The sequence below is a fragment of the Microbacterium sp. 05T445 genome (assembly GCF_056395865.1).
The window spans coordinates 1608399-1632718 of the sequence record NZ_JBFTKJ010000001.1; the positions used below are offsets into that span (position 1 = coordinate 1608399).

General features: G+C 69.9%; 22 protein-coding genes. 9 read left to right on the forward strand and 13 right to left on the reverse strand.

Features of this window, described 5'->3' with window-relative positions:
• Positions 1 to 128: 128 nt before the first annotated feature.
• The 3 genes from AC1DDU_RS07740 to AC1DDU_RS07750 form a co-directional block, all read right to left on the reverse strand.
• Positions 129 to 1355 carry an amidohydrolase gene (locus AC1DDU_RS07740; RefSeq protein ID WP_477432698.1) on the reverse strand — a complete coding sequence of 409 codons (1227 nt, stop codon included), beginning with the start codon at positions 1353 to 1355 and terminating at the stop codon, positions 129 to 131.
• Between the two features lie 46 nt (positions 1356 to 1401).
• Entirely contained in the window at positions 1402 to 2421 is a 1020-nt protein-coding gene (locus tag AC1DDU_RS07745; protein WP_477432700.1) for a LacI family DNA-binding transcriptional regulator, read from the reverse strand.
• 99 nt (positions 2422 to 2520) lie between these two features.
• A complete protein-coding gene (locus AC1DDU_RS07750) occupies positions 2521 to 4203 on the reverse strand; it encodes a glycoside hydrolase family 13 protein (RefSeq protein WP_477432702.1) in 1683 nt (560 codons plus the stop codon).
• Between the two features lie 89 nt (positions 4204 to 4292).
• On the opposite strand from AC1DDU_RS07750, the gene AC1DDU_RS07755 reads away from it, so the two are divergent.
• Entirely contained in the window at positions 4293 to 4811 is a 519-nt protein-coding gene (locus AC1DDU_RS07755) for an adenine phosphoribosyltransferase (protein ID WP_477432704.1), read from the forward strand.
• A gap of 37 nt (positions 4812 to 4848) precedes the next feature.
• Here AC1DDU_RS07755 and AC1DDU_RS07760 read toward each other — a convergent pair whose 3' ends face one another.
• Positions 4849 to 8244, reverse strand: coding sequence for a DEAD/DEAH box helicase family protein (locus AC1DDU_RS07760; protein ID WP_477432705.1), 3396 nt, complete (start codon positions 8242 to 8244; stop codon positions 4849 to 4851).
• 170 nt (positions 8245 to 8414) lie between these two features.
• Here AC1DDU_RS07760 and AC1DDU_RS07765 point away from each other — a divergent pair, with 170 nt between their 5' ends.
• Together AC1DDU_RS07765 and AC1DDU_RS07770 are read left to right on the forward strand one after the other, a co-directional pair.
• Positions 8415 to 9845 carry an HNH endonuclease signature motif containing protein gene (locus tag AC1DDU_RS07765; RefSeq protein WP_477432707.1) on the forward strand — a complete coding sequence of 477 codons (1431 nt, stop codon included), beginning with the start codon at positions 8415 to 8417 and terminating at the stop codon, positions 9843 to 9845.
• Positions 9846 to 10013: 168 nt separating this feature from the next.
• Positions 10014 to 10973, forward strand: a complete 960-nt coding sequence (locus tag AC1DDU_RS07770; protein WP_477432709.1) for an Ltp family lipoprotein — start codon at positions 10014 to 10016, stop codon at positions 10971 to 10973.
• A gap of 53 nt (positions 10974 to 11026) precedes the next feature.
• Here AC1DDU_RS07770 and AC1DDU_RS07775 read toward each other — a convergent pair whose 3' ends face one another.
• The 6 genes from AC1DDU_RS07775 to AC1DDU_RS07800 all read right to left on the reverse strand — a co-directional run bounded on the left by AC1DDU_RS07775 (position 11027) and on the right by AC1DDU_RS07800 (position 16067).
• Entirely contained in the window at positions 11027 to 11965 is a 939-nt protein-coding gene (locus AC1DDU_RS07775; protein WP_477432711.1) for a restriction endonuclease, read from the reverse strand.
• On the reverse strand, positions 11962 to 13107 hold the full coding sequence (locus tag AC1DDU_RS07780; protein ID WP_477432713.1) for a restriction endonuclease subunit S: 1146 nt from the start codon (positions 13105 to 13107) through the stop codon (positions 11962 to 11964). Before AC1DDU_RS07780 ends, AC1DDU_RS07775 begins: the two co-directional genes overlap by 4 nt.
• The gene (locus AC1DDU_RS07785) at positions 13104 to 14588 is read right to left on the reverse strand and encodes a type I restriction-modification system subunit M (RefSeq protein ID WP_477432715.1); all 1485 of its coding nucleotides are present in this window, start codon (positions 14586 to 14588) and stop codon (positions 13104 to 13106) included. Before AC1DDU_RS07785 ends, AC1DDU_RS07780 begins: the two co-directional genes overlap by 4 nt.
• A gap of 108 nt (positions 14589 to 14696) precedes the next feature.
• The gene (locus tag AC1DDU_RS07790; RefSeq protein WP_477432717.1) at positions 14697 to 15167 is read right to left on the reverse strand and encodes an anthrone oxygenase family protein; all 471 of its coding nucleotides are present in this window, start codon (positions 15165 to 15167) and stop codon (positions 14697 to 14699) included.
• Positions 15164 to 15424 (reverse strand): hypothetical protein, encoded by a 261-nt coding sequence (locus AC1DDU_RS07795; protein WP_477432719.1) that lies wholly within the window; start codon positions 15422 to 15424, stop codon positions 15164 to 15166. The genes AC1DDU_RS07790 and AC1DDU_RS07795 overlap by 4 nt, the downstream gene beginning before the upstream one ends.
• 25 nt (positions 15425 to 15449) lie before the next feature.
• Entirely contained in the window at positions 15450 to 16067 is a 618-nt protein-coding gene (locus AC1DDU_RS07800) for a hypothetical protein (protein WP_477432721.1), read from the reverse strand.
• Positions 16068 to 16270: 203 nt separating this feature from the next.
• Between AC1DDU_RS07800 and AC1DDU_RS07805 the strand changes: the two genes are divergently transcribed.
• Positions 16271 to 17458, forward strand: a complete 1188-nt coding sequence (locus AC1DDU_RS07805) for a sensor histidine kinase (RefSeq protein WP_477432723.1) — start codon at positions 16271 to 16273, stop codon at positions 17456 to 17458.
• Positions 17455 to 18135, forward strand: coding sequence for a response regulator (locus AC1DDU_RS07810; protein WP_477432725.1), 681 nt, complete (start codon positions 17455 to 17457; stop codon positions 18133 to 18135). Before AC1DDU_RS07805 ends, AC1DDU_RS07810 begins: the two co-directional genes overlap by 4 nt.
• A 16-nt stretch (positions 18136 to 18151) precedes the next feature.
• On the opposite strand, the gene AC1DDU_RS07815 is transcribed toward AC1DDU_RS07810, so the two are convergent.
• Positions 18152 to 19084, reverse strand: coding sequence for a 2-hydroxyacid dehydrogenase (locus AC1DDU_RS07815; protein ID WP_477432727.1), 933 nt, complete (start codon positions 19082 to 19084; stop codon positions 18152 to 18154).
• A 104-nt stretch (positions 19085 to 19188) separates the two neighbouring features.
• On the opposite strand from AC1DDU_RS07815, the gene AC1DDU_RS07820 reads away from it, so the two are divergent.
• Positions 19189 to 19620 carry a DUF1761 domain-containing protein gene (locus tag AC1DDU_RS07820; RefSeq protein WP_477432729.1) on the forward strand — a complete coding sequence of 144 codons (432 nt, stop codon included), beginning with the start codon at positions 19189 to 19191 and terminating at the stop codon, positions 19618 to 19620.
• Between the two features lie 62 nt (positions 19621 to 19682).
• Here the strand turns inward: AC1DDU_RS07820 and purQ are convergent, their stop codons facing one another.
• Together purQ and purS are read right to left on the reverse strand one after the other, a co-directional pair.
• Positions 19683 to 20390, reverse strand: coding sequence for a phosphoribosylformylglycinamidine synthase subunit PurQ (gene purQ, locus AC1DDU_RS07825; RefSeq protein WP_477432731.1), 708 nt, complete (start codon positions 20388 to 20390; stop codon positions 19683 to 19685).
• Positions 20387 to 20635 carry a phosphoribosylformylglycinamidine synthase subunit PurS gene (gene purS / locus AC1DDU_RS07830; RefSeq protein ID WP_477432732.1) on the reverse strand — a complete coding sequence of 83 codons (249 nt, stop codon included), beginning with the start codon at positions 20633 to 20635 and terminating at the stop codon, positions 20387 to 20389. The genes purQ and purS overlap by 4 nt, the downstream gene beginning before the upstream one ends.
• 307 nt (positions 20636 to 20942) lie before the next feature.
• Here purS and AC1DDU_RS07835 point away from each other — a divergent pair, with 307 nt between their 5' ends.
• The 3 genes from AC1DDU_RS07835 (at position 20943) to AC1DDU_RS07845 (ending at position 24255) form a co-directional block, all read left to right on the forward strand.
• Positions 20943 to 22184: an ABC transporter substrate-binding protein gene (locus tag AC1DDU_RS07835; RefSeq protein WP_477432734.1), complete on the forward strand. Its 1242-nt coding sequence runs from the start codon at positions 20943 to 20945 to the stop codon at positions 22182 to 22184.
• A 134-nt stretch (positions 22185 to 22318) separates the two neighbouring features.
• A complete protein-coding gene (locus tag AC1DDU_RS07840; protein WP_477432736.1) occupies positions 22319 to 23347 on the forward strand; it encodes a carbohydrate ABC transporter permease in 1029 nt (342 codons plus the stop codon).
• Entirely contained in the window at positions 23344 to 24255 is a 912-nt protein-coding gene (locus tag AC1DDU_RS07845; protein WP_477432738.1) for a carbohydrate ABC transporter permease, read from the forward strand. Before AC1DDU_RS07840 ends, AC1DDU_RS07845 begins: the two co-directional genes overlap by 4 nt.
• The last annotated feature ends 65 nt before the right edge of the window (positions 24256 to 24320 follow it).

Consider the following 24320-nt stretch of genomic DNA (forward strand, 5'->3'; position numbering starts at 1 on the left):
CGGTGTGCGCTGCGCTCCCTCGCTCAGGGACCGGAGTCCGGACCTCCCGATGGTGGGGCCATCGACGGACGTCCGGTCGCTGAGCGAGCGGAGCGAGACGAAGCGAGGCGCCGCCGGATCCGCCCTCGTTACTCGGCGGGTGACCCGAGGAACTCGCGCGCGGCCACGACGAGCGCGTCGACGCCGCGGCCGAGCGTGGGCTGGATGAGCGGGGCGAAGAACGGCGAGTGGTTCGTCGGGATGTCGCGCTCGACGGTGCCGGCGGCGGACGCCTCGGCGAACGCCACGGGATCGACGCCTCCCCAGAACCAGAACACCAGCGGCACGCCGGCCTCGCGGGCGAACCACGACACGTCCTCGCTGCCGGTGAACATGCCCGGGTCGATGACGGTGCCCTCGCCGAAGGCGGTGTCGAACGCGGTGATCAGGCGGGCGGTCGCGGCGTCGTCGTTGATCGTCGGGGGCAGCGTGTGGTCGGTGACGATGACGGGCGGCTCCTCGGCGCCGGAGGCCTGCGCCTCGGCGCGCACGATGCGCTCGACCTTCTCGAGCACGCTGGCGCGGGCTTCGTCGTCGGGGTAGCGCAGGCTGAGCTCGAGCTTGGCCTCGGCGGGGATGATGTTGTTCTTGAGGCCCGCGTGGATCGATCCGACCGTCACGACGGCGACGTCGCGCGGGTCGACCTCGCGCGAGACGATCGTCTGCAGGCGCATCACGGTGGCCGCGGCCATGACGACGGGGTCGATCGTCGCCTGCGGGCGCGAGCCGTGGCCGCCGCGACCCAGCAGGGTGACGGTCAGGCCGTCGGATGCCGCCATCTGCGTGCCGCTGCGCACGCCGATGGTGCCTGCTGGAAGCGGGGTGACGTGCTGGCCGAGCACGATGTCGGGCTTCGGGAACCGGTCGAGCACGCCGTCGGCGATCATCGCCTGCGACCCTGCGCCGTACTCCTCGGCGGGCTGGAACACGGCGACCACCGTGCCCGCCCACTCGTCCTTCGTGGCGACCAGACGCTCGAGGGCGCCCAGCAGGGCCGTGACGTGCATGTCGTGACCGCACGCGTGCATGACGGGGACGTCGTTGCCCGCCGGGTCGGTGCCACGCGCGGTGCTGGCGTACTCGAGCCCGGTCTGCTCGGGCACCGGCAGCGCGTCCATGTCGGCGCGCAGCCACACCACGGGCCCCTCGCCGTTGCGGATGACCGCGGCCACGCCCGTCTTGCCGATGCCCTCCTCGAACTCGACGCCGAGCTCGGTGAGGTGCTGCGCGATCACCCCCGCCGTGCGGGTCTCCTGGAAGGAAAGCTCCGGATGCCGGTGCAGATCGATGTAGAGCGCTTCGAGGTCGAGGGTCATGACCCGAGCCTAGCCGCGCCTCCGGCGCCTCCCGGAAGGGCCTGGATCAGTCCGCCAGGCGCGCCGTGGAGCCGCGCACGATGAGCTCGAAGGGCAGCTCGCCCGGCCGGTGCGTGGGGGCCTCGGCATCCGTCGACTCCAGCGCCTCGAGGATCGCGTCGGCGGCCCGCTCGCCCTGGCCGCGGGGGAACTGGTCGACCGTGGTGAGGCGGAAGAACTCGCCGAGCTCGTGGCCGTCGACGCCGATCACCGAGAGGTCCTCGGGAACGCGGTACCCGAGGTCGCGCGCAGCCAGCAGCGCGCCGATCGCCATCTCGTCGGACGCCGCGAAGATCGCGGTGGGACGCCCGCCGGGCTTGCCCAGCAGCTGCTTGGCCGCCCGGAACCCGCCCTCGATGGTGAAGTCGGCCGGTTCGTACAGGGCGGGGCGGGCCGGGATGCCGGCATCCGCCAGCGCCTGCTCGAAGCCCTGCCGGCGCTGCGTCGGGATGTGGAAGTCGATGTCGAATTCGGGGCTCGCGCCGATGTGCGCGATCTCGCGGTGCCCGAGCGCCAGCAGGTGCTCGGTGGCCAGGCGTGCCACGGCGACGTCGTCGACGGTGAGCGTGGTCAGGTGCGGGTTGGGGCCGCCGATCGCGATGACCGGGAGGTCGAGCTCGAGCAGGCGCTCGGTCTCCTCCTCGCCGAGCTCCAGCGAGATCGCGATGACCCCGTCCACGCGCTGGCGGCGCAGGAACGTGTCGAAGACGTCATGGCGCTCGGCGCGGTCGGCGGTGAGGCTGTACAGCGTGATGTCATAGCCGCGGCGCATCAGCGCGGAGGCGATGCCGCTGAGCACCGTCGAGAAGAACCAGCGGTCGAGGAACGGCACCAGCACGCCCACGTTGCGCGTGCGGCCCGAGGCGAGGCTGGACGCCGACGCCGACACGACGTAGCCGAGGTCCTTGGCGGCCGCCTCCACCTTGGCCTTCGCGCCGGCCGAGACATGACCGCGCCCGCTCAGCGCGCGCGAGACGGTCGCGGTCGAGACGCCCGCGGCGCGGGCGACCTCGTCGATGCTGACCACGTCGTCCTCCTCTGTCTCGCGGCGCGGACCGCATGTCCGCTCGCGCGCCGCCGGGGGACCTCACCCCCGGTGGCGACCGGCGTCCCCGCCGGATCGGCCTCAGCCGTTGACGAGCCAGACCGTCGTGTCGCCCGGCAGTTCCCCATCGGCGACCGGACCGCTCGCCGCGATCACGATACCGCTCGTGAGGGCGATCGGCGTGGAACCGGTGTTCGCGATGACGGTGACATTCCCGTTGCGGAATGCGACGACGTCCGGTCCGTAGCCCTCGATCCACTCCAGCGAACCGGCGCCGAGGCCCCGGGCGCGGCGCTCGGCCAGCAGCGTGCGGTACAGCTCCAGCGTGGAGCCGGCGACGCCGTTCTGCGCGTCGCGCGCGAGCGCGGCCCACTCGGCGGGCTGGGGGAGCCAGGACGCCCCGCTGTCGTTGAAGCCGTAGGCGGGGGCATCCGCGTTCCACGGGATCGGCACGCGGCAGCCGTCGCGGCCGTACCGCTCGCCGTTCGTGCGGAACCACGTCGGATCCTGACGGGCGTCGCCGGGGATGTCGATGACCTCGGGAAGGCCGAGCTCCTCGCCCTGGTACAGGTAGGCGGAGCCGGGGAGGGCGAGCATGAGCGTCGTCGCCGCGCGGGCGCGGGCGAGACCCACCTCGGGGATCGGCTGGCCGGGGGATTCCGGACCGATGCCGTGACCCTGCGGGTTCTCCGCGGTCAGCGCCAGGCGCGACGCGTGACGGACGACGTCGTGGTTCGACAGCACCCACGTGCTCGGAGCGCCCACGCCGGGGAACGCGCGCAGCGACACCTCGATGACCTTGCGCAGGTCGGCGGCGTTCCACTCGGTCTGCAGGTACGGGAAGTTGAACGCCTGGTGCATCTCGTCCGAGCGCACCCACTCCGCGGTGCGGTCGGCGGTCGGCAGCCACGCCTCGGCGGCCAGGGCGCGGTCGCCCTGGTACTCCTCGAGGATCTTGCGCCAGTCGCGGTACACCTCGTGCACGCCCTCCTGGCCCCAGTACGGCACGTTCTCCTCTTCGCCGCCCATCGAGCCCGCGTCGGGGTTCGGGATGTAGTCGGGCAGGCCCTCGGCCTTCACCAGGCCGTGCGCCACGTCGACGCGGAAGCCGTCGACGCCGCGGTCGAGCCAGAAGCGCAGGATGCGGCGGAACTCCTCGCGCACCTCCTCGTTGGACCAGTCGAAGTCGGGCTGCGACGAGTCGAAGAGGTGCAGGTACCACTGGCCGGGCTCGCCGCCCGGCTCGACGATGCGCGTCCAGGCCGGGCCGCCGAAGACGGACTCCCAGTTATTGGGCGGCAGCTCGCCGTTCTCGCCCCGGCCGTCGCGGAACATGTAGCGCGCCCGCTCGACACTGCCGGGGGCGGCGGCGAGGGCCTGCTGGAACCACTCGTGCTGATCGGACGAGTGGTTGGGGACCAGATCCACGATGACGCGGATGCCGCGCGCGTGGGCCGCGGCGAGCATGTCGTCGAAGTCGGCCAGCGTGCCGAACAGCGGGTCGACGTCGCAGTAGTCGCTGACGTCGTAGCCGGCGTCCTTCTGGGGCGAGCGCTGGAACGGGCTCAGCCAGATCGCGTCGATGCCGAGGTGCTGCAGGTCGTCGAGGTGCGAGGTGATGCCGGGCAGGTCGCCGATGCCGTCACCGGATGCGTCCGCGAAGGAGCGGGGGTAGATCTGGTAGATGACGGCGGTGCGCCACCACTCGCCGCCGATGGGGGCGAGGAACGCGTCCGTGCGCTCAGCGGTCTCTGCGGAAGTCATCCCCCCAGTCTACTGCAAGCGCTTACAGTGCACGTTCCGCCGCATCGCCGCCGGGGTCGGCGTTCAGAGGCCGGGCGTAAGGTGGGTCGGTGCTGTCCGAAGCCCTCACCCGCGCCGAGTCCCTGATCCGCACCATCCCCGACTACCCCGAGCCGGGCGTGCTGTTCCGCGACATCACTCCGCTGCTGGCGGATGCCCGAGCACTGCGCACCGTCATCCACGCGATGATCGCCCCCTTCGAGGGCTCCTTCGACGTCGTGGCAGGCGTCGAGGCCCGCGGGTTCCTCCTCGCCGGGGCGGTCGCGATGGAGGCCGGGGTGGGCCTCGTGCCGATCCGCAAGGCCGGCAAGCTGCCGCTGCCGGCGGCATCCGTCACCTATGCGCTCGAGTACGGCACCGCCACGATCGAGGCGCACGACGACATCGCCGACGGCACCCGCGTGCTGCTCGTGGACGACGTGCTCGCCACCGGCGGCACGCTCGTGGCGGCACACGAGCTCGTCGGGGCGCTCGGCGGCGTCGTGGTCGGCACCGCCGTGCTCATGGAGCTCACCGCGCTCGGCGGCCGCGCCCTCGTCGGCGACGTGCACACCGTCTTCACGGCCTGAGGCTGGACGGCGGAGGGTCCAGCGACCCGTCGGCTGCTCACGCGGTGGCGGGCTGAGCCTCGTCGATCGGGTCGGCCGATTCGTCGATCCGCCGGATGCGCGCGATGAGATCGGTCACCTGCGCATCCGAGAAGATCCCGTCGGGACCCTCCGGGGCCACTCCGTCGAAGGGATCCTCGTAGAGGCGGCGAGGGTCGAGGTGTCCAGCGATCGTGAGCTGCTGCACCACCAGGTCGACGAAGACGTGCTGGCGGTGGGTGAAGCCGGGCACCGAGACGAAATCGGCGAGAGCCTCTTCGACGGCCGAGCGCTCCATGCCGACGATCGAGCGCAGGAGCCTGCCGAGGCCGCCCACGTCGGTAGCCTCGTCGTGGAGCTGTTCGGCATCCAGCCCGCCCGCCGAGGTGAGCACGGACTCCAGTTCGTTCAGGTCGACCTGCGTGAGCGGGCGGCCGGTCCGCAGCTTGTGGAGCGCGACATCCGATCGGCCTTCGAGGAACCCGAGCAGTTTCTCGCGGAACGCGCGGCGATTGAGCCCGGGAACGATCCGGGTGAGGGCGACATCGCGGACGGCGTCGATGCTGTCTTCGAAGTCGGTGTAGACGATCGCCTGACTGTCCCGCCCGATCAGTCGCACCAGGTCGCGCAGCTTCACGCGGACCCGCTCCAGTGAGACGACGTCGACTCCGTCCCACCACGCAGGATCGACGAGCGCGTCGAGCAGGGCCGCCTGGGCGGCGACGGCGGGGATGCTCCGCTGATCGCCGAGTGCCTGCGCGATCCCGACGATGTGCGTGGTGACGCCGGACGGCACGACGGAACCGCTCGCGACGGCGACCTGGGCATCGAGCACGAGCGCGTCGAACCTCTTGGCTGCCTCGTCGGTGTCCTGCTCTGCCGCGGAGGGCAGCCCTGCGAGGTCGGACACCGCATCGACGTCCTCGGCGCCGAACCCCTCCCATGCGCCGGTGCCCGCGAATCGCTCGACGGCGCGCAGGTGCTTTCGCACGAGGAAGTTGTCGCGGTTCATGCCCGTCACAGCAGCATGCAGGCGAGCGGCGATCGTCGCGCGCAGTGTCGCGGCATCCGATTCGTGCACGTCGCTCAGCGCGGCGAGCAGGCGCGCCCGCAGCAGGAAGGTGCGTTCCGAGAGGGACCGAGACCGGGAAGCGGATGCCTCGGGCAGTTCTTCGTTGAAGAAGTCGATGTTGCCGCACACGTCGAAGATGACGAAGTCCTGCTTGTCGTCACCCGGCCCGTAGAGGTCGGGGCGCAGCCGGGTGCCGCGGCCGACCATCTGCCAGAACTTCGTGTGGGAGCCCACCGGCTTGAAGAAGACGAGGTTCACCACGTCGGGGATGTCGATGCCGGTGTCGAGCATGTCGACCGAGATCGCGATCTGCGGGTACTTTCCCGTCGTCGAGAACGCGTCGATCTGCGTCTGCGCGTACGGGCCCGAGGCGTACGTGATCACACGGGCGAAGTCCCCGCGCTTCTCGGGGAAGTTCTCGTCGAAGCGCGACTCGATGAACTCGGCGTGCAGCTGGTTCTTGGCGAAGATGATCGTCTTGCCAAGGATGTCGCCCCCGCCCACACGGCGACCCTCGGCGACGAGAACCTCGAGCACCTTGTCGACGGTGTCCTTGTTGAACAGCCAGCGGTTCATAGCGGCGGCGTCGATCTGATCGGGGATCTCGCCGTCCTGCCATTCGAGCTCGTCCCATTGTTCGCGCTCGGACGCGGTCAGATCGGCGTAACGGATGCCGCGCGTCATGAAGCCCAGATCGATCGGCCGTGCGACAGGCGGCACGAGGTAGCCGCCGGCGATCGCGTCGTCGAGCTCGAACGCGTCGGTCGGCACGCCGTCGTCGAGTCCGAACAGGTCATAGGTGTTGTGGTCGACGTCGGCCCGCGGTGTCGCGGTGAGCCCGACGACGAGCGCGTCGAAGTACGAGAAGATCTCGCCGTAGCGGTTGTAGATAGAGCGGTGCGCTTCGTCGACAACGATGAGGTCGAAGTAGCCGGGGCCGAAGCGGCGCAGGTCGTCCTCGCCCGAATCGATGAGCCCCATGACGGTCTGGTACGTCGAGACGAAGACGCGACCCTCGGTGTCGCGGTCGGTGACGAGGTTCACGGGCGCGCTGTCGGGCAGGTGCGTCTTGAAGGCGGCGACAGCCTGGTTGACCAGCGCGGTGCGGTCGGCGAGGAACAACACGCGCTTGACCCAGTTGGCCTTCTGCAGCACGTCCACGAGGGCGATCACGGTGCGGGTCTTACCGGTTCCGGTCGCCATGACCAGGAGTGCGCGTCGGCGTTTGGCCTCGAACGCCTCCGTCACGGCACGGATGGCGCGCAGCTGGTACGGGCGTTCCACGATCGTGCGGTCGATCGCCGCCGTTGCGAGCGGGCGGAGGCTGTCGCGGCGCTGGATCGCGAGCGCGAGCTGATCCTTCGTCATGTAGCCCGCGACCTCGCGCGGCGGGTAGCGGCGGTCGTCCCAGAGCCACGTCTCGAACCCGTTGGTGTAGTAGATCAGCGGGCGCTGGCCGAAGTCGCGCTCGAGGGCGTCGGCATAGATCTCGGCCTGGAGCCTGCCCTCCTTCGCGCTCTTCGTTGTGCGCTTGGCTTCGACGACGGCGAGGGGCTTGCCGTCGTCGCCCCACAGCACGTAGTCGGCCTTCCCGGTGCCGGAGGGGCTCGGGATGCCGCTCACCGGCCACTCGCGATCCCGCGCGTCGGCGCGCATCCACCCGGCCTCGTTCAGCTGCAGATCGATGAGGTCGCGCCGCGTCTCGGCCTCGGTGGCCAGGGTCGGGTCGGGGATGTCGAGCTCGACGTTGGCCGCCGCGTTCGCGGCCTTCGCGGTCGCCGCCGCGGTGTGGATCGCCTCGAGTTCCTGCTGGAGCGCCGCGTTACGCTCGCGTTCTTCGGCGAGGGCGCGGCGCGCATCGTCGAACTCTGCCTGCGCCTTCTCGAGCTCCGCCCGGGCGCGCATGGCGACAGCCGCGGGAGCCGGGGGCACCCGTGCGAAGTCGAACGGCGGCGGCGGCGCGGCATCCGGATCGCCGTAGCAGTGGTCCAGCCACCGACAGATCGTGTGGAGCTGCTCGAGGGCGCCCCTGGCGCGTGGGAGGGGCAGATCGTCCGCCTTGTGAACGGCGTCGTTGCCCGTGCGGCGCACGATGCGAAGGCCGCCGTCGACGTTCGTGCCCACAGCGTCACGGAACGCGCGCTGCGCGGTCAGGTTGGCGAACGAGTCGTCGTATGGGCGGGAGAGGTTCTCCGCGACGTAGATCCACTCGGTGAACATCTCGCCGGCGCGTCGGGAGTACGTCGCGGAGGCGCGCGGGTCGCTGCGAAGGTACGACTCGGCGCGGGATGCGGCCTCCCAGACTTTCGGCCAGCGATCCCGGACGAAGTCGAAGTTCCCCACGAACGGCTCCCGGCGGCAGGCTCGGCCCCTGCCCTCGCCACATGCTAGCGAAGGGCGCCAACTCCTCCCCAAACGCCCCGCCGACGGCGATCTCCACAGGGCTCGGTTTCGCTAGCTGATCTGGCTGTTTGCGGTGTCGAAATGTCGGTGGCCCTCGACAGAATGGAGGCATGGAAAGCCTCGCCGAAGCCCTTCTCGGGCTCGAGCGCGTGCTCGGTGGGGCGGTCGATCGGGCCTTTCGGACAGGCGATCTCGGCAGGCTCGATGACGAGGCCTCACTCCGGCTCATGGCTCGCGCGGCAAGCGTCGTGAGGCGAGCTGAGGCCCTGCTGGTCGCGACGGTCGCCGACGTGCAGGAGCGAGTGGATGCCGCACCCCACGCCGAGCGGCCCACCACCCGCTACGGCTGCCGATCCATGAAAGAGCTCGTGCAGCGCACGACCCAGGCGTCGGGCCGCACGGTCGGTGAGTTGATCCGCGGGGCACGTGCGGTCAGGCAGCCGGTGTCGGCGTCGACCGGCGAGGCCCTCGCGGCCGAGTACCCGGCGATGCGGCAAGCCGCCGCCGACGGTGCTGTCGGACTCGACGCCCTCGTCGCGGTCGTCGGCGCCCTCGAGGGCGCGGCGTGCACCCGCGAGGCCCGGGCCGCCGCCGACACCGAGCTGGCGGCATCCGCTCGAGGGGAGGGCGAGGGCGGTGGTCCCGTCCCGCACGCCGACGACCTGCGACTGCAGGCGCAGGTGTGGGCGATGTACCTCGATCAGGACGGCGCCGAGCCCCGGGAGTCCCGCGCGCTGCGCAAGCGAGGCTTCACGCTGGGCCTGTGCCGCGACGGCATCGTGCCCTGCCGGGGCAGCGTGCTGCCCGAGGTCGCCGCACAGTTGGAGCGCCTGTTCGACAGCATCCTCAACCCCAAGGGCGACGGGCCCGGGGCGCCGACGGGCCCTCACTTCGTGGACTCCGCCCCGGACTCGCCGGTGGAGGGCGCAGTCGACCCGCGATCGCGCGCGATGCAGCAGCACGATGCGTTCGCGATGATCCTCAGGGTCGCCGCGCGGTCCGGCGCATTGCCGTCAATCGGCGGCGCAGCGCCGACGCTCGTCGTCTCGGTCGAGTCTGGGGATCTGGCCTCGGGCCGCGGGCACGCACACCTCGACGGATTCGACGAGCCGGTGTCACTTGCTGTCGCACGACAGATCGCGTGCGCGGGAGCGGTGCAACGCGTCACCACCGACCGTGCGGGGCGCATCCTCGCCATCGACATCAGCGACCGCGTCTTCGCCGCGCATCAGCGCAAGGCCATCACGCTGCGCGACGGCGGGTGCATCATCCCGGGCTGCGGCGTCCCCGCCGCGTGGTGCGAGATCCACCACGTCATCGAACATGCGGTCGGCGGTGCGACGCACACCGACAACGGCGTGCTCCTGTGCTGGTACCACCACCGAACGATCGACTCGAGTGGGTGGAAAGTTCGGATGCGCGGCGGCGTGCCCGAGGTGCGTGGTCCGTGCTGGTGGGATTCCTCGATGCGATGGCGCGCGGTCACGAAGTCGCCGACACGCCTGAGCCGACGGTTGCGGGCCCGCAGCCCCGGAGGCTGAGCGAGTATCCCGGTCGTGGGTCGAGTTTCGGTCGTTGAGCGAGCGAAAGCGAGACGAAACGCGCCATGCCGACGGAAATGTCGGAGGTCTGGTGTGTCCTGTTCTACTGGCCGTCGGCCGGTGGCGCACACCTGGGGGTTTGCGCCTCGAACGACCAGAAGGTTCGTCATGTCCGACAACAGCAACAACAACACCTCGCCTCACCTGCCGCCCGCCGGCTGGTACCCCGACCCGCACGATGCCCGCGACCCGCTCGGAAAAGTCGTGCAGCGCTACTGGGACGGGACTCAGTGGACCGAGCACACAGCGGTGCCCACCGGCTCCGATGCCGTGCCCACCCAGGTGATGGCACCTCTCATGCAGGCCGCAGAGATTCGCTCCGAGACCGGTCCGCAGGCCGCAGGTCTTCCTGCGGGCCCCGGTGACAGCACCGGCGCAGGCGTGATCGCTGTTCCGGCCCGGCGCGGTCTGCCGAAGCTGAAGTGGTGGCAGTGGGCTCTCATCGCGTTCGGCGTGCTGGTGCTGATCAGCGTCATCGCGGGTGCCCTCGGCGGGGGCCATCGCGACGGCGCTGCGGCAACCCCGACCCCGACGGTGAAGGCGCAGGAGGTCGACGCGCCTGAGCCGAAGCCGGTCGACGATCGCGAAGAGATGCCCGGCCTGGTCGGGCTCACGGTGGCTGAGGCGCGCGCGGCAGTGGAGGCCGCCGGGTTCGTGATCGCGATGCCGGTGGGCACCGGGGACGACTGGGTCGTGCTGACGCAGACGATCAGCGACGGGCGTCAGGCCGACCCCGGCACGGAGGTTCTCATCACGGCGGAGGCGCCGAAGCCCATGTACACGCTGGCGCAGCAGAACGCGATCGGCAAGGCGCAGTCGTACCTCGACTTCGCCGGGTTCTCGCGCAGCGGGCTCATCGACCAGCTCGAGTACGAGGGCTACTCCACCGAGGACGCCACGTTTGGCGCCGACAACGCCGGCGCCGACTGGAACGCGGAAGCCGCGGAGAAAGCCGCAAGCTACCTCGAGTTCACCTCGTTCTCCCGTCAGGGCCTGTACGACCAGCTCGCGTACGAGGGGTTCACCGACGCCGAGATCCAGTTCGGGCTGGCGGCAGTGGGCTACTGATCGAGCCCGGGGTGGTCGTCGCTGCGGCGGCGATCACCCTGGTTGGCGATGCTTCACTCGTCGGCGAAGAAGTCCTCGTCGACTTTGAGGATCTCGATCGTCCGCGCGACCTGGACGCCCACCTTATGCCGCATCATTAGCGTCGTAAGGCGCTCGCCATCCACGAGGGCGATCTCCTGCGGAACCCGCGCCGCGGCATCCACGGCCTCGGCGCTGAATCGGCTGGTGGTGAAGAACACACCGACCTTCGCCCCGCGGGTGGCGAGCGCCCCGACGAACTCCTGAACCTTCGGGCGCCCTACGGTGGCCTCCGCGTAGCGCTTGGCCTGAACATAGATCTTGCTGAGCCCGAGTTCGTCACGGTCGATCACCCCGTCGAGCCCACCATCGCCTGAACCGGTGAGCGGCGACATCTTGCCGTCCTTGCCGTAGCCCATCCTGACCAGCAGGGTGCGCACCACGCGCTCGAAGTCGTAGGGATCGCTCTCTTTGAGTCGCTGCAGCAGCGTCGCGCTCGTATCCTGCGTGATGAGCTGAATGCCCGAACTGATCAGCTCGTCGGGATCGGCGTCGTCGAGATCTGGCATGACAGGGGCAGTGGCGGATGTCGCACGCCGACCCCTCGCGGGCACATACTCGCTGTACGCCGGGAGGGCGTAGACAGCGGGTTCCGGGATGGGGCCCACGTGGTCGGCGAGGAGCTTTCGTCCCTCATCGGTGATGCGGAACTGCGCGCGAGCGGGTGACTCGATCGCTTTCGCGCGTCGAAGTGCGGACGTCGCCCAGCCGATGCGGTTGAACGCGCGAGACTCACCGGAGACGATGGTCTCGTCGAGTTCGGCCGATGTCAGCCCGGCCCGCGTCGCGACGGCGCGCTCCATATCGCGCTTGCGCCATGTGTCCCCGTCAGCGAGTACCTCGAGGGCCGGCCGGAAGAACTCGTACCACTTGGGCATCGTCGACACCGGCGTGTGCGCGGACAGGTCGGTCACAGTTCTCCTCGGAAGGCGCGGTGCTGGAGGGAGGCGAAGAGGGCGTCGAACTCCTCGGATCGCGAGACGAGTCTGGGGCGCTCGGCGTCCGCATGCCGACGCAGCTCGGTGAACCATGCGAGCGCGGTCGGGTCGGGCACAGGGAGGCGAATGGATCGCACCTCTTTCGCGTTGATGTTCGCCATCCCCACGATGCTCTTCGCCATCTTTCGAAGCGTCAGCTTGCCCACTGCCGAGTTCAGGTAGCCGGCGATGTACTCCCCGAGTTCGGGGGAGCGCGGCCGCAGCCGCACGAGGTAGCCGGCATACGCCCGCGGCTCGGGCTCACGGTAGACCGCCGTCTTGCCGACAAGCTCAGCACTGTTCGTGCGGTTGAAGAGGACGTCGCCCGCGTGAACGAGGTACTTGCTTTCGTCCGATGACGGGAGATCCAGGTACTTCATGTCAGTGAGGTCGATACGACCGTCATAGGTGATGTTCCCCATCCGCAGCACCGGCACGTCCCCTTCAGCTCCGGCCTTCTGTGAGGTGCCGTACTGCGATGACTGGATGAGGGCGTCGATCGTGGTCGGGCCAGAGTGCGTCTTGTTGAGAAGCTCCGCGAAGGCTGCCTGAACCGTCAGATCGATCAGCGATAGCTGCTGAAACGCGGCAGTGCGCAGGCCTTCGGCCTCGTCGAGGATCGTCGCGATGCGGCGCTGCTCGGGGAGGGGCGGGAGGTAAACCTCCTGTGCCAGCAGCAGACGTTCGTCGATGCGCTGACGGTTCGTGGCCCCGAAGCTCATCGCCTGGAAGCGAGCCCAGAATCCTCCGGCGCGAACAAGGTGCGCGAGGTATGCGGGCTCAAGACGGTCCACGTTCACTCCGAACGTCGGAAAGTCCTTGGAAACAACCGCGCCGTCAAGTTCGGGAGTAACGATCGCGAAGGCCCCGTTGCGCGCGTCGATGCGCGAGTAGATCAGATCGCCGCCGCGGATCCGTGAACCGCGAAACGGCCGTGGTGTTTTTCCTTCACCGATCGTCCGTCGGACAGCGCCGCCGCCGCGGAGCTTGACGGTGACGAAAGTTTCACGATCGGGCTCTCCGATCCACTCGCTCTCGATGCGCGGGGTAAGGGCTGTTGCCAGCGTCTCCCACGTCACGCGAGCATCTCCCGCAGCCGCTTGAGGCCGTCCTGGATCTCCACTTCGAGGGCGTCGAGCTCGTCGAGGATTTCGGTCGGGGACCGGTGCTCGACCTCCTCGAGCTCGATCTCCTTGTACCGATTAAGCGAGAGGTCGTAGCCGTTCTCCACGATCTCGGCGCGCGGCACGAGAAAGCTCTGGTCCGTGCGCGCACGCGCAGCCTCCGCATCCCGATCCCGCCACCGCGCCAGCACGTCGGGGAGGTCGTTCGCCTCGATCGGGGTGCGCTTGTCGTCGAGGGTCATACCGTCGGCGCGCACATCGTAGAACCACACGTTGTCGGTGCCACCCGACGAGGTCTTCGTGAACAGTAGGATCGCCGTCGACACCCCCGTGTACGGCTTGAACGTGCCCGACGGCAGCTTGATGACGGCGTCCAGCTTGTGGTCGTCGACGAGCAGCTTGCGCACAGCCTTGTGGGCGTTCGACGACCCGAACAGCACACCCTCGGGAACGATGACGGCCGCGCGGCCGCCGTTGCGCAGCATCCGGATCATGAGCACAAGGAACAGCAGCTCGGTCTTGCGGGTCTTGACGACCTTCTGCAGGTCCTTCGACACCGTCTCGTCGTCGAGCGACCCGGCGAACGGCGGGTTCGCGAGCACCAGCGTGTACTCCTCGAGACCCGGATGCCCTTCCGACAGCGAATCCGCGCGCTCGATCGTCGGATTCTCGACGCCGTGCAGCAGCATGTTCATGCTGGCGATGCGTGCCATCGCGGCGTCGGAGTCGTAGCCGGTGAACATCGGGCCGTTGAAGTGGGCGCGGGTGGCGGCATCTGTCCAGATCTCAGGATGATGCGCGCGCAGGTGCTCCTCGGCCGCCACCAGGAACCCGGCCGTGCCGACCGCGGGGTCGATGATGCGGTCGTCGGGGCGCGGCTGCTGCAGCTCGACCATGAGCTGGATGATGTGCCGCGACGTGCGGAACTGGCCGTTCGTGCCACTGGTCGACAGCTTCATGAGCATGTACTCGTAGATGTCGCCCTTGGTGTCGCGATCCTCCATCGGGATCTCGGCGAGCAGGTCGACGACCTTCGTCAGCAGCGCCGCCGTCGGGATCGTGAAGCGGGCGTCGCGCATGTTGCGCGCATAGCTCGAACCCTCGGCGCCGAGCCGCCGCAGCCACGGGAAGACGTGCTCCGAGACGACCTCGAACATCTCGGCGGGGGAGTAGTTCGTGAAGACGCTCCACCGCAGGTCGCGATACGGGCGCCGACCCGGCAGTTCGCTGTCGTAGCCCTCGGGGAAGACCGGGTCCTCGATCGGGTCGCCGAACCGCGCCGCCTTCTGCTCCGCCTTGGTGTGAAGCTCGTCGAGTCGCTTGATGAACAGGAGGTAGGTGATCTGCTCGATGACCTCGACGGGATTGGCGATGCCTCCCGACCAGAAGGCATCCCAGACCTTGTCGACCTGACCCTTCAACGGACCCGTGACCACACCGTCTCCCCTCGCGTACGTGCTTCCTCAACGGTAGTCGGCGCGCATGGAGGCCGAGGCCACAACCGGACCAGCTCGCCCCACCGCCCCCGATTTCGTCGGGCTCGTTCAGAGCAGCAGCGTCGCCAGCAGGATGCCGGCACCCACGAACGCCACCCACCCGCGGATGTGGTTGCCCACCGTCCACTGGCGCGCGATCGTGCGCCACGTGCGCTGATCCGCCGCGCTGTCGGGCGAGAGGCGATCAACGGTGTTGTTGCGGGGGATGTGGAAGCCGCCCGTGATGAAGAAATGGGCGATGATCAGCACATCGCCGACCAGGCGCCACACCGAGAGCGCGCCCTGCCAGGCGACCAGCTCGGCGATCGCGGATGCCGCGGCCACGACCGCGGAGCCGAGGAACAGCAGCAGGAACACCGGCCGGATCGACCGGTTGATCTGCTGCATCGCCGCCAGCGCCGCGCCGTCGGCGGTGCGCGAGAGGCCGGGCATCACCAGCAGCGAGAAACCGAAGTAGACGCCGGCCATCGCCGCACCGAGCAGAGCGGATGCCGCGGCCAACGTGTCCTGCAGGTTCATTCCGGCTCCTCGGGTCGTGGGTGGCAGCCGCCGAGCACGATGTTCGGCGCGGGCTCGCCGGCGGCGAGCCGCTCGACCTGCGTCCGCACCAAGCGTGCGATGCGCGGGCGCATGGCGCCGGACGCCCCGCCGACGACGATGACGATCAGTGCGCCGTCGGGCGAGCACGGCTTCGAGGTCGGGCCCCCACGCTGATCGGCAGCCCAGACCGGAGCCGGGCGGCTCTCCACGCGACGCACGGCGAAGGGCCGAGGCATCCGCCCCGGCCCTCCACCCGCTCGATCAGCGGCCCGCGCGACGGGCTCGGGACTGCGCCCCGCCGGCGAGGAGCACGATCCCGAGCGCCGAGACGAACACGCCCGCCGGCACGCCGCCGCCCATCTGCGAGAAGAACAGCAGCATCACCTGCACGAGCGGCAGGGGCAGCACCAGCCACAGACTGAGCTGCCGAGCGCGCACGAGCGAGACCGTGAGGCCGATCACACCGATGAGCCACAGCGCGTTGGCCGCCATCGCGACGATCGGGAAGAAGTCCAGGTCGATCCCGTTCGCTGCGCTCGTGACGGTGCCGAGCGTCAGGAGCACCGTGCCGGTGGCGGCGACGAACGCTCCCCAGCTCGAGCGTGCGTAGCGGGCGAGGCCCAGGAAGAGCACGGCGAACGCCCACAGGCTCAGCGTGAACATGACCAGGATGAGCCGCGTGCGCGGGTCGATCGCCGGGTCCTCGTCCTGCGGGAACAGGAACTGCAGCGTGCCGATGGCGATCGACAGGATGCCGGCGGTCAGCGCAGCGGCACCCGCCAGGCGGCTGCTCACCCTGCCGATGAGCCGGCCGTCGCGGGGATAGGAGGTCGGGGCGACGGCAGGGGTCGCGGGGACGGGTGTGGTGAGGGCAGTCATGGCCGGCCTTTCTGTCGAGTCTTGCGCCGCGGCCGGGGTCCCGGTGCGACGAGACGAAGCTATTGACGGCCGCCCCCGCCCGGCATCGCCCGTAGGTCGCCCACGCGTAGGCTCAGTGGCGCGTTCCGATGGCGACTCGCGTCGGACCGGATGTCGACCTTCGTCGCTACGTCTGCGGCCACGCGCGCCCCTAGCATCGGAGCGTGATCACGCAGCCCGCGCCCGCGCCCCTCGGGACGCGTGCCGCCGCGCGCGGCTCGGTGGGGTGGCGGGCCTGGACCTCCCCGCTGGATCTCGCGATCGCGGGTGCGATCGCGGTGTGGGCGGTGCTCGAGGCCCTCCTCGTCCCGTCCACGCAGCCGCTCGCGCAGCTGGGCTTCGCGCTCGCGATCTCGCTGCCGCTCGCCGTGCGCCGCCGCCTCCCGGCGACGGTCATGCTGGTGGTCGCGTCCGCCCTCGTGCTGCACGCGGCGCTGGCGGGAGCGGACGCGACGTTCAACCCGTTCCCGAGCCTCCTCGTCGCGACCTTCACCGTCGCCGAACGGATCCGGCCGTGGCCGCTCGCGGCCCTTCTCGGGCTGGTGCCGATCGCCGCCATGCTCACCGCGCACGCGCTCGGCTACTTCGGCGCCATCGGAATCGAGACGGCCGGCACCCTGTTCCTGGTCTTCTTCGTGGGCTCGACCTGGGCGGCGGGGCGAATCGTGCGCCATCGCGCGCTGACGCTCCAGAGCGCCCGCGAAGGCTCGGAGCAGCGCGCCGCCGAGGCTGCGGCATCCGAGCGCCGTCGCATCGCGCGCGAGCTGCACGACATCGTCGCCCACTCGCTGTCGATCGTGGCGCTGCAGGCTGCGGCGGCCGAGCAGTTCGTCGAACGGGACCCCGCTCGGGCACGCACGCACCTCCAGCTCACGCGGCGCACCGCGCAGGGCGCGCTCGATGAGATGCGGCACCTGCTCGAAGTGCTCCGCGAGGATGAGGTGTCGTACGCCCCGCAGCCGGGCCTGTCCGCCCTTCCCGACCTCATCGCCGAGACCGAGGCGGCCGGTCATCGCTGCACGTCGACGGTGGATGCCGCGACCAGCGACCTCGCCGACGGCCCGGCGCTCGCCGTGTACCGCATCGTGCAGGAGTCGCTGACGAACGTCCGCAAGCACGCCCCGCGCGCCGACGTCGTCGTGAAGGTCGGCTTCTCGGGGCGCGCGCTCGAGGTCAGCGTGGAGAACGGCCCCGCGGGAGCGGTCGCTCCGGTCGCGGTCGAGGGTGGCGGTCGGGGGATCCCGGGCATGCGGGAGCGTGCGCGACTCTACGGCGGCGTGCTCGAGTCCCGGCCCACGGCGCAAGGAGGATGGCTCGTCCGGGCGACGATCCCGGTGGGGGAGCCCTCGTGAGCGTCGGAGACGCGGCGCCGTCGGCGATCCGGGTGCTCATCGCAGACGACCATGCGCTCGTGCGCTCGGGCATCAGGGGCCTTCTGGAGGCCGCCGACCTCGAGGTCGTGGGCGAGGCGGCGAACGGCCAGGAGGCCGTCGCCGCCGCGCGGACCCTGGCTCCCGATGTCGTGCTGATGGACATCCGCATGCCCGGTATGGACGGCATCGAGGCGACAGGCGTGATCGCCGCCGATCCCGGTGCGGCGCGCGTGCTCGTCCTGACGACGTTCGACCTCGACGAGTACGTGTACCGCGCGCTGGCGTCGGGGGCGTCCGGCTTCCTCCTGAAGGACGCGCCGCCGGAGCGGCTGGTCGATGCCGTGCGCACGGTCGCCGCGGGTGAGGCGCTGCTGGCGCCGGAGGTCACGCGCCGGCTCATCGAACGCTACCTCGGCGCACCGCCGCCGGACGCGCGCCCGCCTGCCGACCTGACCCCGCGAGAGCACGAGATCTGGCTGAGCATCGCGCGCGGGCGCTCGAACCTCGAGATCGGTCAGGAGCTCTACCTCAGCGAGGCGACGGTGAAGGCGCACGTCACACGGCTGCTGGCGAAGCTCGGCGTCCGCGACCGCGTGCAGGCGGTGGTGGCCGCCTACGAGACCGGGCTCGTGAGGCCGGGCGACGCCGTGCGCTGAGCGGGCACCGGTCGCGTCAGCCGCCCAGCACCACGTTCAGCGGCGGCTCGCCGGCGGCGAGCCTCTCGATCTGGGTGCGCACCAGTCGCGCGATGCGCGGCCGCATCGCGCTGGAGGCGCCGCCGACGTGCGGCGCGATGAGCACGCCCGGCAGGCTCCACAGCGGGTGGCCCGCGGGCAGCGGCTCGGGGTCGGTGACGTCCAGCGCCGCGCGGATGCGTCCGCGACGCACGTGGTCGACGAGCGCGTCGGTGTCCACGAGCGTGCCACGGCCGACGTTCACGATCAGCGCGCCGTCGGGCAGCGCCGCCAGGAACGTGTCGTCGACGATGTGCTGGGTGGCCGCACCGCCCGGCAGCGTCACGATCACGATCTCGGCGTCGGGCAGCAGCGACGGCAGCTCGTCGACACCGTGGACGGCGACGCCGTCCACGTCACGGGCGCGCGATGCGACGATCGTGAGCTCCACCTCGAACGGCGCCAGCCGTGCGGCCACCGCCTTGCCCACACCGCCGTAGCCGAGCAGCAGCACCCGCCGGTCGGCGAGGCTCTGGGCGAAGACCGGCGCCCAGCGACCGGCGGCGGTGTCGACGGCGAACGCGTCGATATGCCGCTGCGCCGCGAGGGCCAGGCCCACCGCGAGCTCGGCGGTCGAGGTCTCGTGCACCGAGGCGGCGTTGGCGAACCGCAGCCCCTCGGGCAGGATGCCGGCCACGCCGTCGTAGCCGATCGACTGGCCCTGCACGAGCCCCACCTCCACGCCCTGCAGCCGCTCGAGCACGCGCGCCATCGACATGTACGGCGGCACCACGATGTCGAACCGATTCCGGGGGGCCGCGGCATCCATCGGCCAGATCACCAGCTCGACGCCCTCGGGAAGCGGACCCAGGTCGGCCGCCAGCTGGGTGGTGGGGACGCTGACGACGAGATCGTGGATGCCGGTGCTCACCCGCTCCACGCTACCGGCGCGGTGCGCTACCGGGCGCGGACGGCGGCGCTACGCTCGCGTCCAGCGGCGGACGCGCCCGAGCGGCCCCGACCGAGGAGGCGGACATGGTTCCCGAGATCAACTACTGGGCGGTGCTGCTGGCGACGGCGTCGAGCATGCTCGTCGGCTCGATCTGGTACGCGAGGGGCGTGTTCGGCACCCGCTGGTCGGAGCTCGCGAAGGTCGACATGGACCGGCCCGGCGCCAGCGCCGTGCTGCCGATCGTGACCACCGTCATCGTGAGCTTCATCACCGCGTGGGTGCTCGCCGGCGCGTCGTCGATCGCGTGGCACTTCTACGAGGGCAGCTACCTGCTGGGCGCGCTCGGCACGGGCGTGATCCTGTGGGCGGGCTTCACCGCGGCGCGCTTCATCACGCACGATGCGTTCGAGGGCCGCCCGTCGTCGCTCACGGTGCTCAACATCGCGCACGAACTCGTCACGATCCTCGTGATGGCGCTCATCATCGGCGTCTGGCCGCCGGCCGGCACGGTCTGACGCGCGCCCGCGCTGGATGTGGCGCCGGTCGTCGAGCGAGCGCAGCGAGACGGAATGCGGCCTCAGGCGGCCTGGGCGACCACGGCCGCGATGGCCGACGTGAAGAACGACAGGCCGTCCACGCCGGACCGCATCGCGGCGGACGTGTCGGGGCCGAACCCGGGCTCGACGGCGTGCTCGGGGTGCGGCATCAGGCCGACCACGTTGCCGCGCTCGTTGGCGATGCCGGCGATGTCGCGCAGCGACCCGTTGGGGTTGACGCCGAGGTAGCGGAACGCGACGAGTCCCTCGCCCTCGAGGCGGTCGAGCTCGGACTCCGAGGCGATGTAGCCGCCGTCGGCGTTCTTCAGCGGGATGACGATCTCCTGGCCGGAGGCGAAGTCGCTCGTCCAGGCGGTGTCGTTGTTCTCGACGCGCAGCTTCTGGTCGCGGCGGATGAACTGCTGGTGCGCGTTGCGGATCAGACCGCCCGGGAGCAGGTGCGCCTCGACGAGCATCTGGAAGCCGTTGCAGATGCCGAGGATCGGCATGCCCTTGGCTGCGGCATCCTTCACCTCCGACATGATCGGCGCGAGCGCCGCGATGGCGCCGGCGCGGAGGTAGTCGCCGTAGCTGAAGCCGCCGGGAAGGACCAGCGCGTCCACGCCGTCGAGGTCGTGCGAGCCGTGCCAGAGTGCGACGGCCTCGCCGCCGGCGATCTCGATCGCGCGCTGCGCGTCGCGGTCGTCGAGCGAGCCCGGGAAGGTGATGACCCCGATGCGGGCGGTCATTCCACGACCTCGACGCCGACGACGTCCTCGATGACCGCGTTCGACAGGATCTCGTCCGCGATGCGCCTGGCCTCGGCGAGCACCTCGTCGGTGACCTCGCCGTCCACGGTGAGCTCGAACCGCTTGCCGATGCGCACGGCGCTGAAGTCGGTGACTCCGAGGCGGGCGAACGCGCCCGAGACGGCCTTCCCCTGCGGGTCCAGAAGCTCGGCCTTGGGCATGACGTCGACGACGATGGTGGGCATGTGACAGCTCCGGATGTCGCGGGCAGGGGTCCCCTCCAGTCTACGGGCCGCGGCGGCGGGCGCCGTCTCGGCCTTTCCGCGAGTGCCGGGAGCGGCCGCGCGACGCCCGTGACGCAACCGTGACCATTCCATGGGAGCGCTCCCTTGACATCCGTGGGAGCGATCCCATAGCGTGTCGTCTCGATCGTTGGGAACGCTCCCACGACCACCACGGCACCGGAACCCGTCCGGGCCGGTCCTGCAACACACACGAACCTGACAACACAAAGGAGTGACAGTGAACGCACGCGCCTTCCGCAGAAGCGCAGTGGCAATCGCCGCATTCTCGGCTTCGGCCATCGTCCTCGCCGGCTGCGCCGGCGGCGGCGGAGACGACGCCAGCGGCGAAGACGGCCAGATCACGCTGACCCTGGCCACGTTCAACGACTTCGGGTACGACGATGCGCTCCTCCAGGAGTACATGGACGAGAACCCGAACATCAAGATCGTCCACAACAAGGCGGCGATCACCGACGACGCTCGCACGAACTTCTTCGCGAAGCTCGGCAAGGAGGGTCTCGCCGACATCGAGGCGGTCGAGGTCGACTGGTTCGCCGAGGCCATGCAGTACTCCGACCTGCTCGCCGAGGTGCCCGACAGCGCCAAGGGCCGCTGGGTCGACTGGAAGGAAGCGGCGGCGACCGACGCCGACGGACGCCTCGTCGGCTTCGGCACCGACATCGGCCCGCAGGCCGTCTGCTACCGTGCCGACCTGTTCGCCGCGGCGGGCCTGCCTTCGACGCCCGGCGAGGTCGCCTCGGCGATCGACGGCGACTGGAACACCTTCTTCGACCTGGCCGACAAGTACAAGGCCGCCACCGGCAAGCCGATGCTCGACGCCGCGAACTCCGCGTTCCAGGGCATCGTCAACCAGATCGAGACGCCGTACGACGAGCCCGACGGGACCGTCGTCGCGACCGACAACCCCGAGCTGGAGGCGGCGTACAACCTCGTCGTCGAGCGCGGCATCCCGAACTCGGCCTACTCGGGCCAGTGGTCGGACGACTGGAACGCGTCGATGGCCAACGGTGAGTTCGCCGCGATGCTGTGCCCGCCGTGGATGCTCGGCATCATCTCGGGGAACGCGCCCGAGGTCACCGGCTGGGAGATCGCGAACGCGTTCCCCAACGGCGGCGGCAACTGGGGCGGTTCGTACCTGACCGTTCCGGCCAACGGCAAGAACGTCGACGAGGCCCTCAAGCTCGCCGACTGGCTGACCGATCCCGCGCAGCAGGAGAAGACGTTCGTCAACGTCGGCGCCTACCCCAGCGCGCTGGAGGCCCAGAGCGCGTCGTCGATCACCGACTCGAAGAACGAGTACTTCGCCGACGCGCCCACCGGCACGATCTTCGCGGACCGTTCCGCGGCGATCACCGTCACGCCGTACAAGAGCGCGAACTACTTCAAGTACAACACCGCGCTCCAGGACGCCATCACCCGCGTCTTCGACGGAGTGGAAGACCAGCAGACGTCGTGGAACACGTACGTCGCCGAGGTCGAGGCCTTCTGATAGGCCGACACTGACGACCGCGTCCACTCGCACGGACGAGGTCTGACAGCAGGAGCGGAGTGCGTGCGGAGCCCCTGGCCCGTACGCACTCCGCCTCCACCGCCCACCCTCCACACCCGAATCGGAGCCAGCCGGTGACCTCGACCGCTACCCGCACCACGGCATCCGGGCCCGCCGATCGGCCCGATCCGGAACGCCCCCCGCGCGTCCTCTCGTTCTCCCAGAAGCTGAGCAAGTGGGACCTGAAGGTCTCGCCCTACCTCTACATCTCGCCGTTCTTCATCCTGTTCGCGATCGTGGGGCTCTTCCCGATCGTGTACACCGCCGTCATCTCGTTCCAGCAGTGGGACCTGGTGCGCAACTCCGGCACCTTCGTCGGATTCGACCAGTACATCTGGATCCTGTCGCAGGCCGACTTCTGGACAGCCCTGCGCAACACCTTCAGCATCTTCCTGCTGTCGTCGGTGCCGCAGCTCATCCTCGCGATGTTCATCGCGGCGATGCTCGACCGGAACATCCGGGCCAAGACCTTCTGGCGGATGAGCGTCCTGCTCCCGTTCGTCATGGCCCCCGTCGCCGTCGCGCTGATCTTCAGCAACATGTTCGGCGACAACCACGGCCTGGTGAACAGCATCCTCACCGACATCGGCCTGAACCCGATCCCATGGCACAAGGACCCGTTCTGGAGCCACATCGCGATCGCGACGATGGTCAACTTCCGCTGGACCGGCTACAACGCCCTGATCCTCCTCGCCGCGATGCAGGCCGTGCCGCGCGAGTACTACGAAGCGGCGACCGTCGACGGAGCGAACGCCTTCCGGCAGTTCTGGAGCATCACGCTCCCGTCGCTGAAGCCCACCCTCATCTTCGTGATCATCACCTCGACGATCGGCGGACTGCAGATCTTCGACGAGCCGCGCATGTTCGACCAGACAGGTCGAGGCGGCGCCGCCAACCAGTGGCTCACGATCACGCTGTACCTCTACAACATCGGCTGGGGCGAGTTCAACTTCGGCCGCGCCGCCGCTCTGGCGTGGATCCTCTTCATCATCATCCTGGCCATCGGCCTCATCAACCTCGTCATCACGCGTCGCCTGGTGCGCGACGAGGGCGGGCGCGGCGTGATCCAACGCCGCCGCCGCCGGAAGGGAGCCCAGCTGTGAGCGCCATCAGCACGCCGCCGCTCGCCGTCGTCGAGGAGAACCTGCCGAACAGCGGCCGCCGGCGCAACCGCACCACCAAGATCCGCGGCGTGCGCGCCGGGTTCTGGGTCTACGCCGGCCTCGGGGTCGTCGTGATCTCGGCGATCTTCCCCTACTACTGGTCGTTCCTGATCGGCTCGGGGGACGCCTCGACCATCAACGACCCGAACATGTCGTGGCTGCCCGGCGGCAACTTCATCGACAACGCGCTGAAGGTCATGAACGACCCGGCCGTGAACTTCTGGCCGGCGCTGTGGAACTCGATCTTCAGCTCGACCGTGATCGCGGCATCCGTCGTCGTCTTCTCGACCCTCGCGGGCTGGGCATTCGCGAAGCTGCGCTTCCCGGGCGGCAAGTGGCTGCTCGCCTTCGTGGTCGCGACCATGGCCGTTCCCATGCAGCTGGGCGTCGTGCCGCTGTACCTGCTGTTCTCGGACCTCGGCTGGACCGGGCAGATCGGCGCGATCATCATCCCCGCGCTCACCAGCGCGTTCGGCGTGTTCTGGATGACGCAGTACCTCTCGCAGACCGTGCCCGACGAGCTCATCGAGGCGGCGCGTGTGGACGGGGCATCCATGATCCGCACGTTCTGGACCGTCGGCGTGACCGCCGCACGCCCCGCCGCGGCGATGCTGTTCCTGTTCACCTTCGTGGGCGCGTGGAACCAGTTCTTCTGGCCGTTCATCGTGCTCGACCGCCAGAGCCCCACGCTCCCCGTGGCGCTGTCGCTCCTGCAGTCGAACTACTTCGTCGACTACTCGATCGTGCTCGCCGGCGTGCTGCTGGCGACGATCCCGCTGCTGATCCTCTTCGCCTTCACGGGCAAGCAGCTGGTCAGCGGCATCATGGCCGGCGCGGTCAAGGGCTAGGCCCTTTCACCGCCGCCGGGCCTGAGACATCCTGAATTCAACGCTTCTTCCAGAGAGGACGCTCC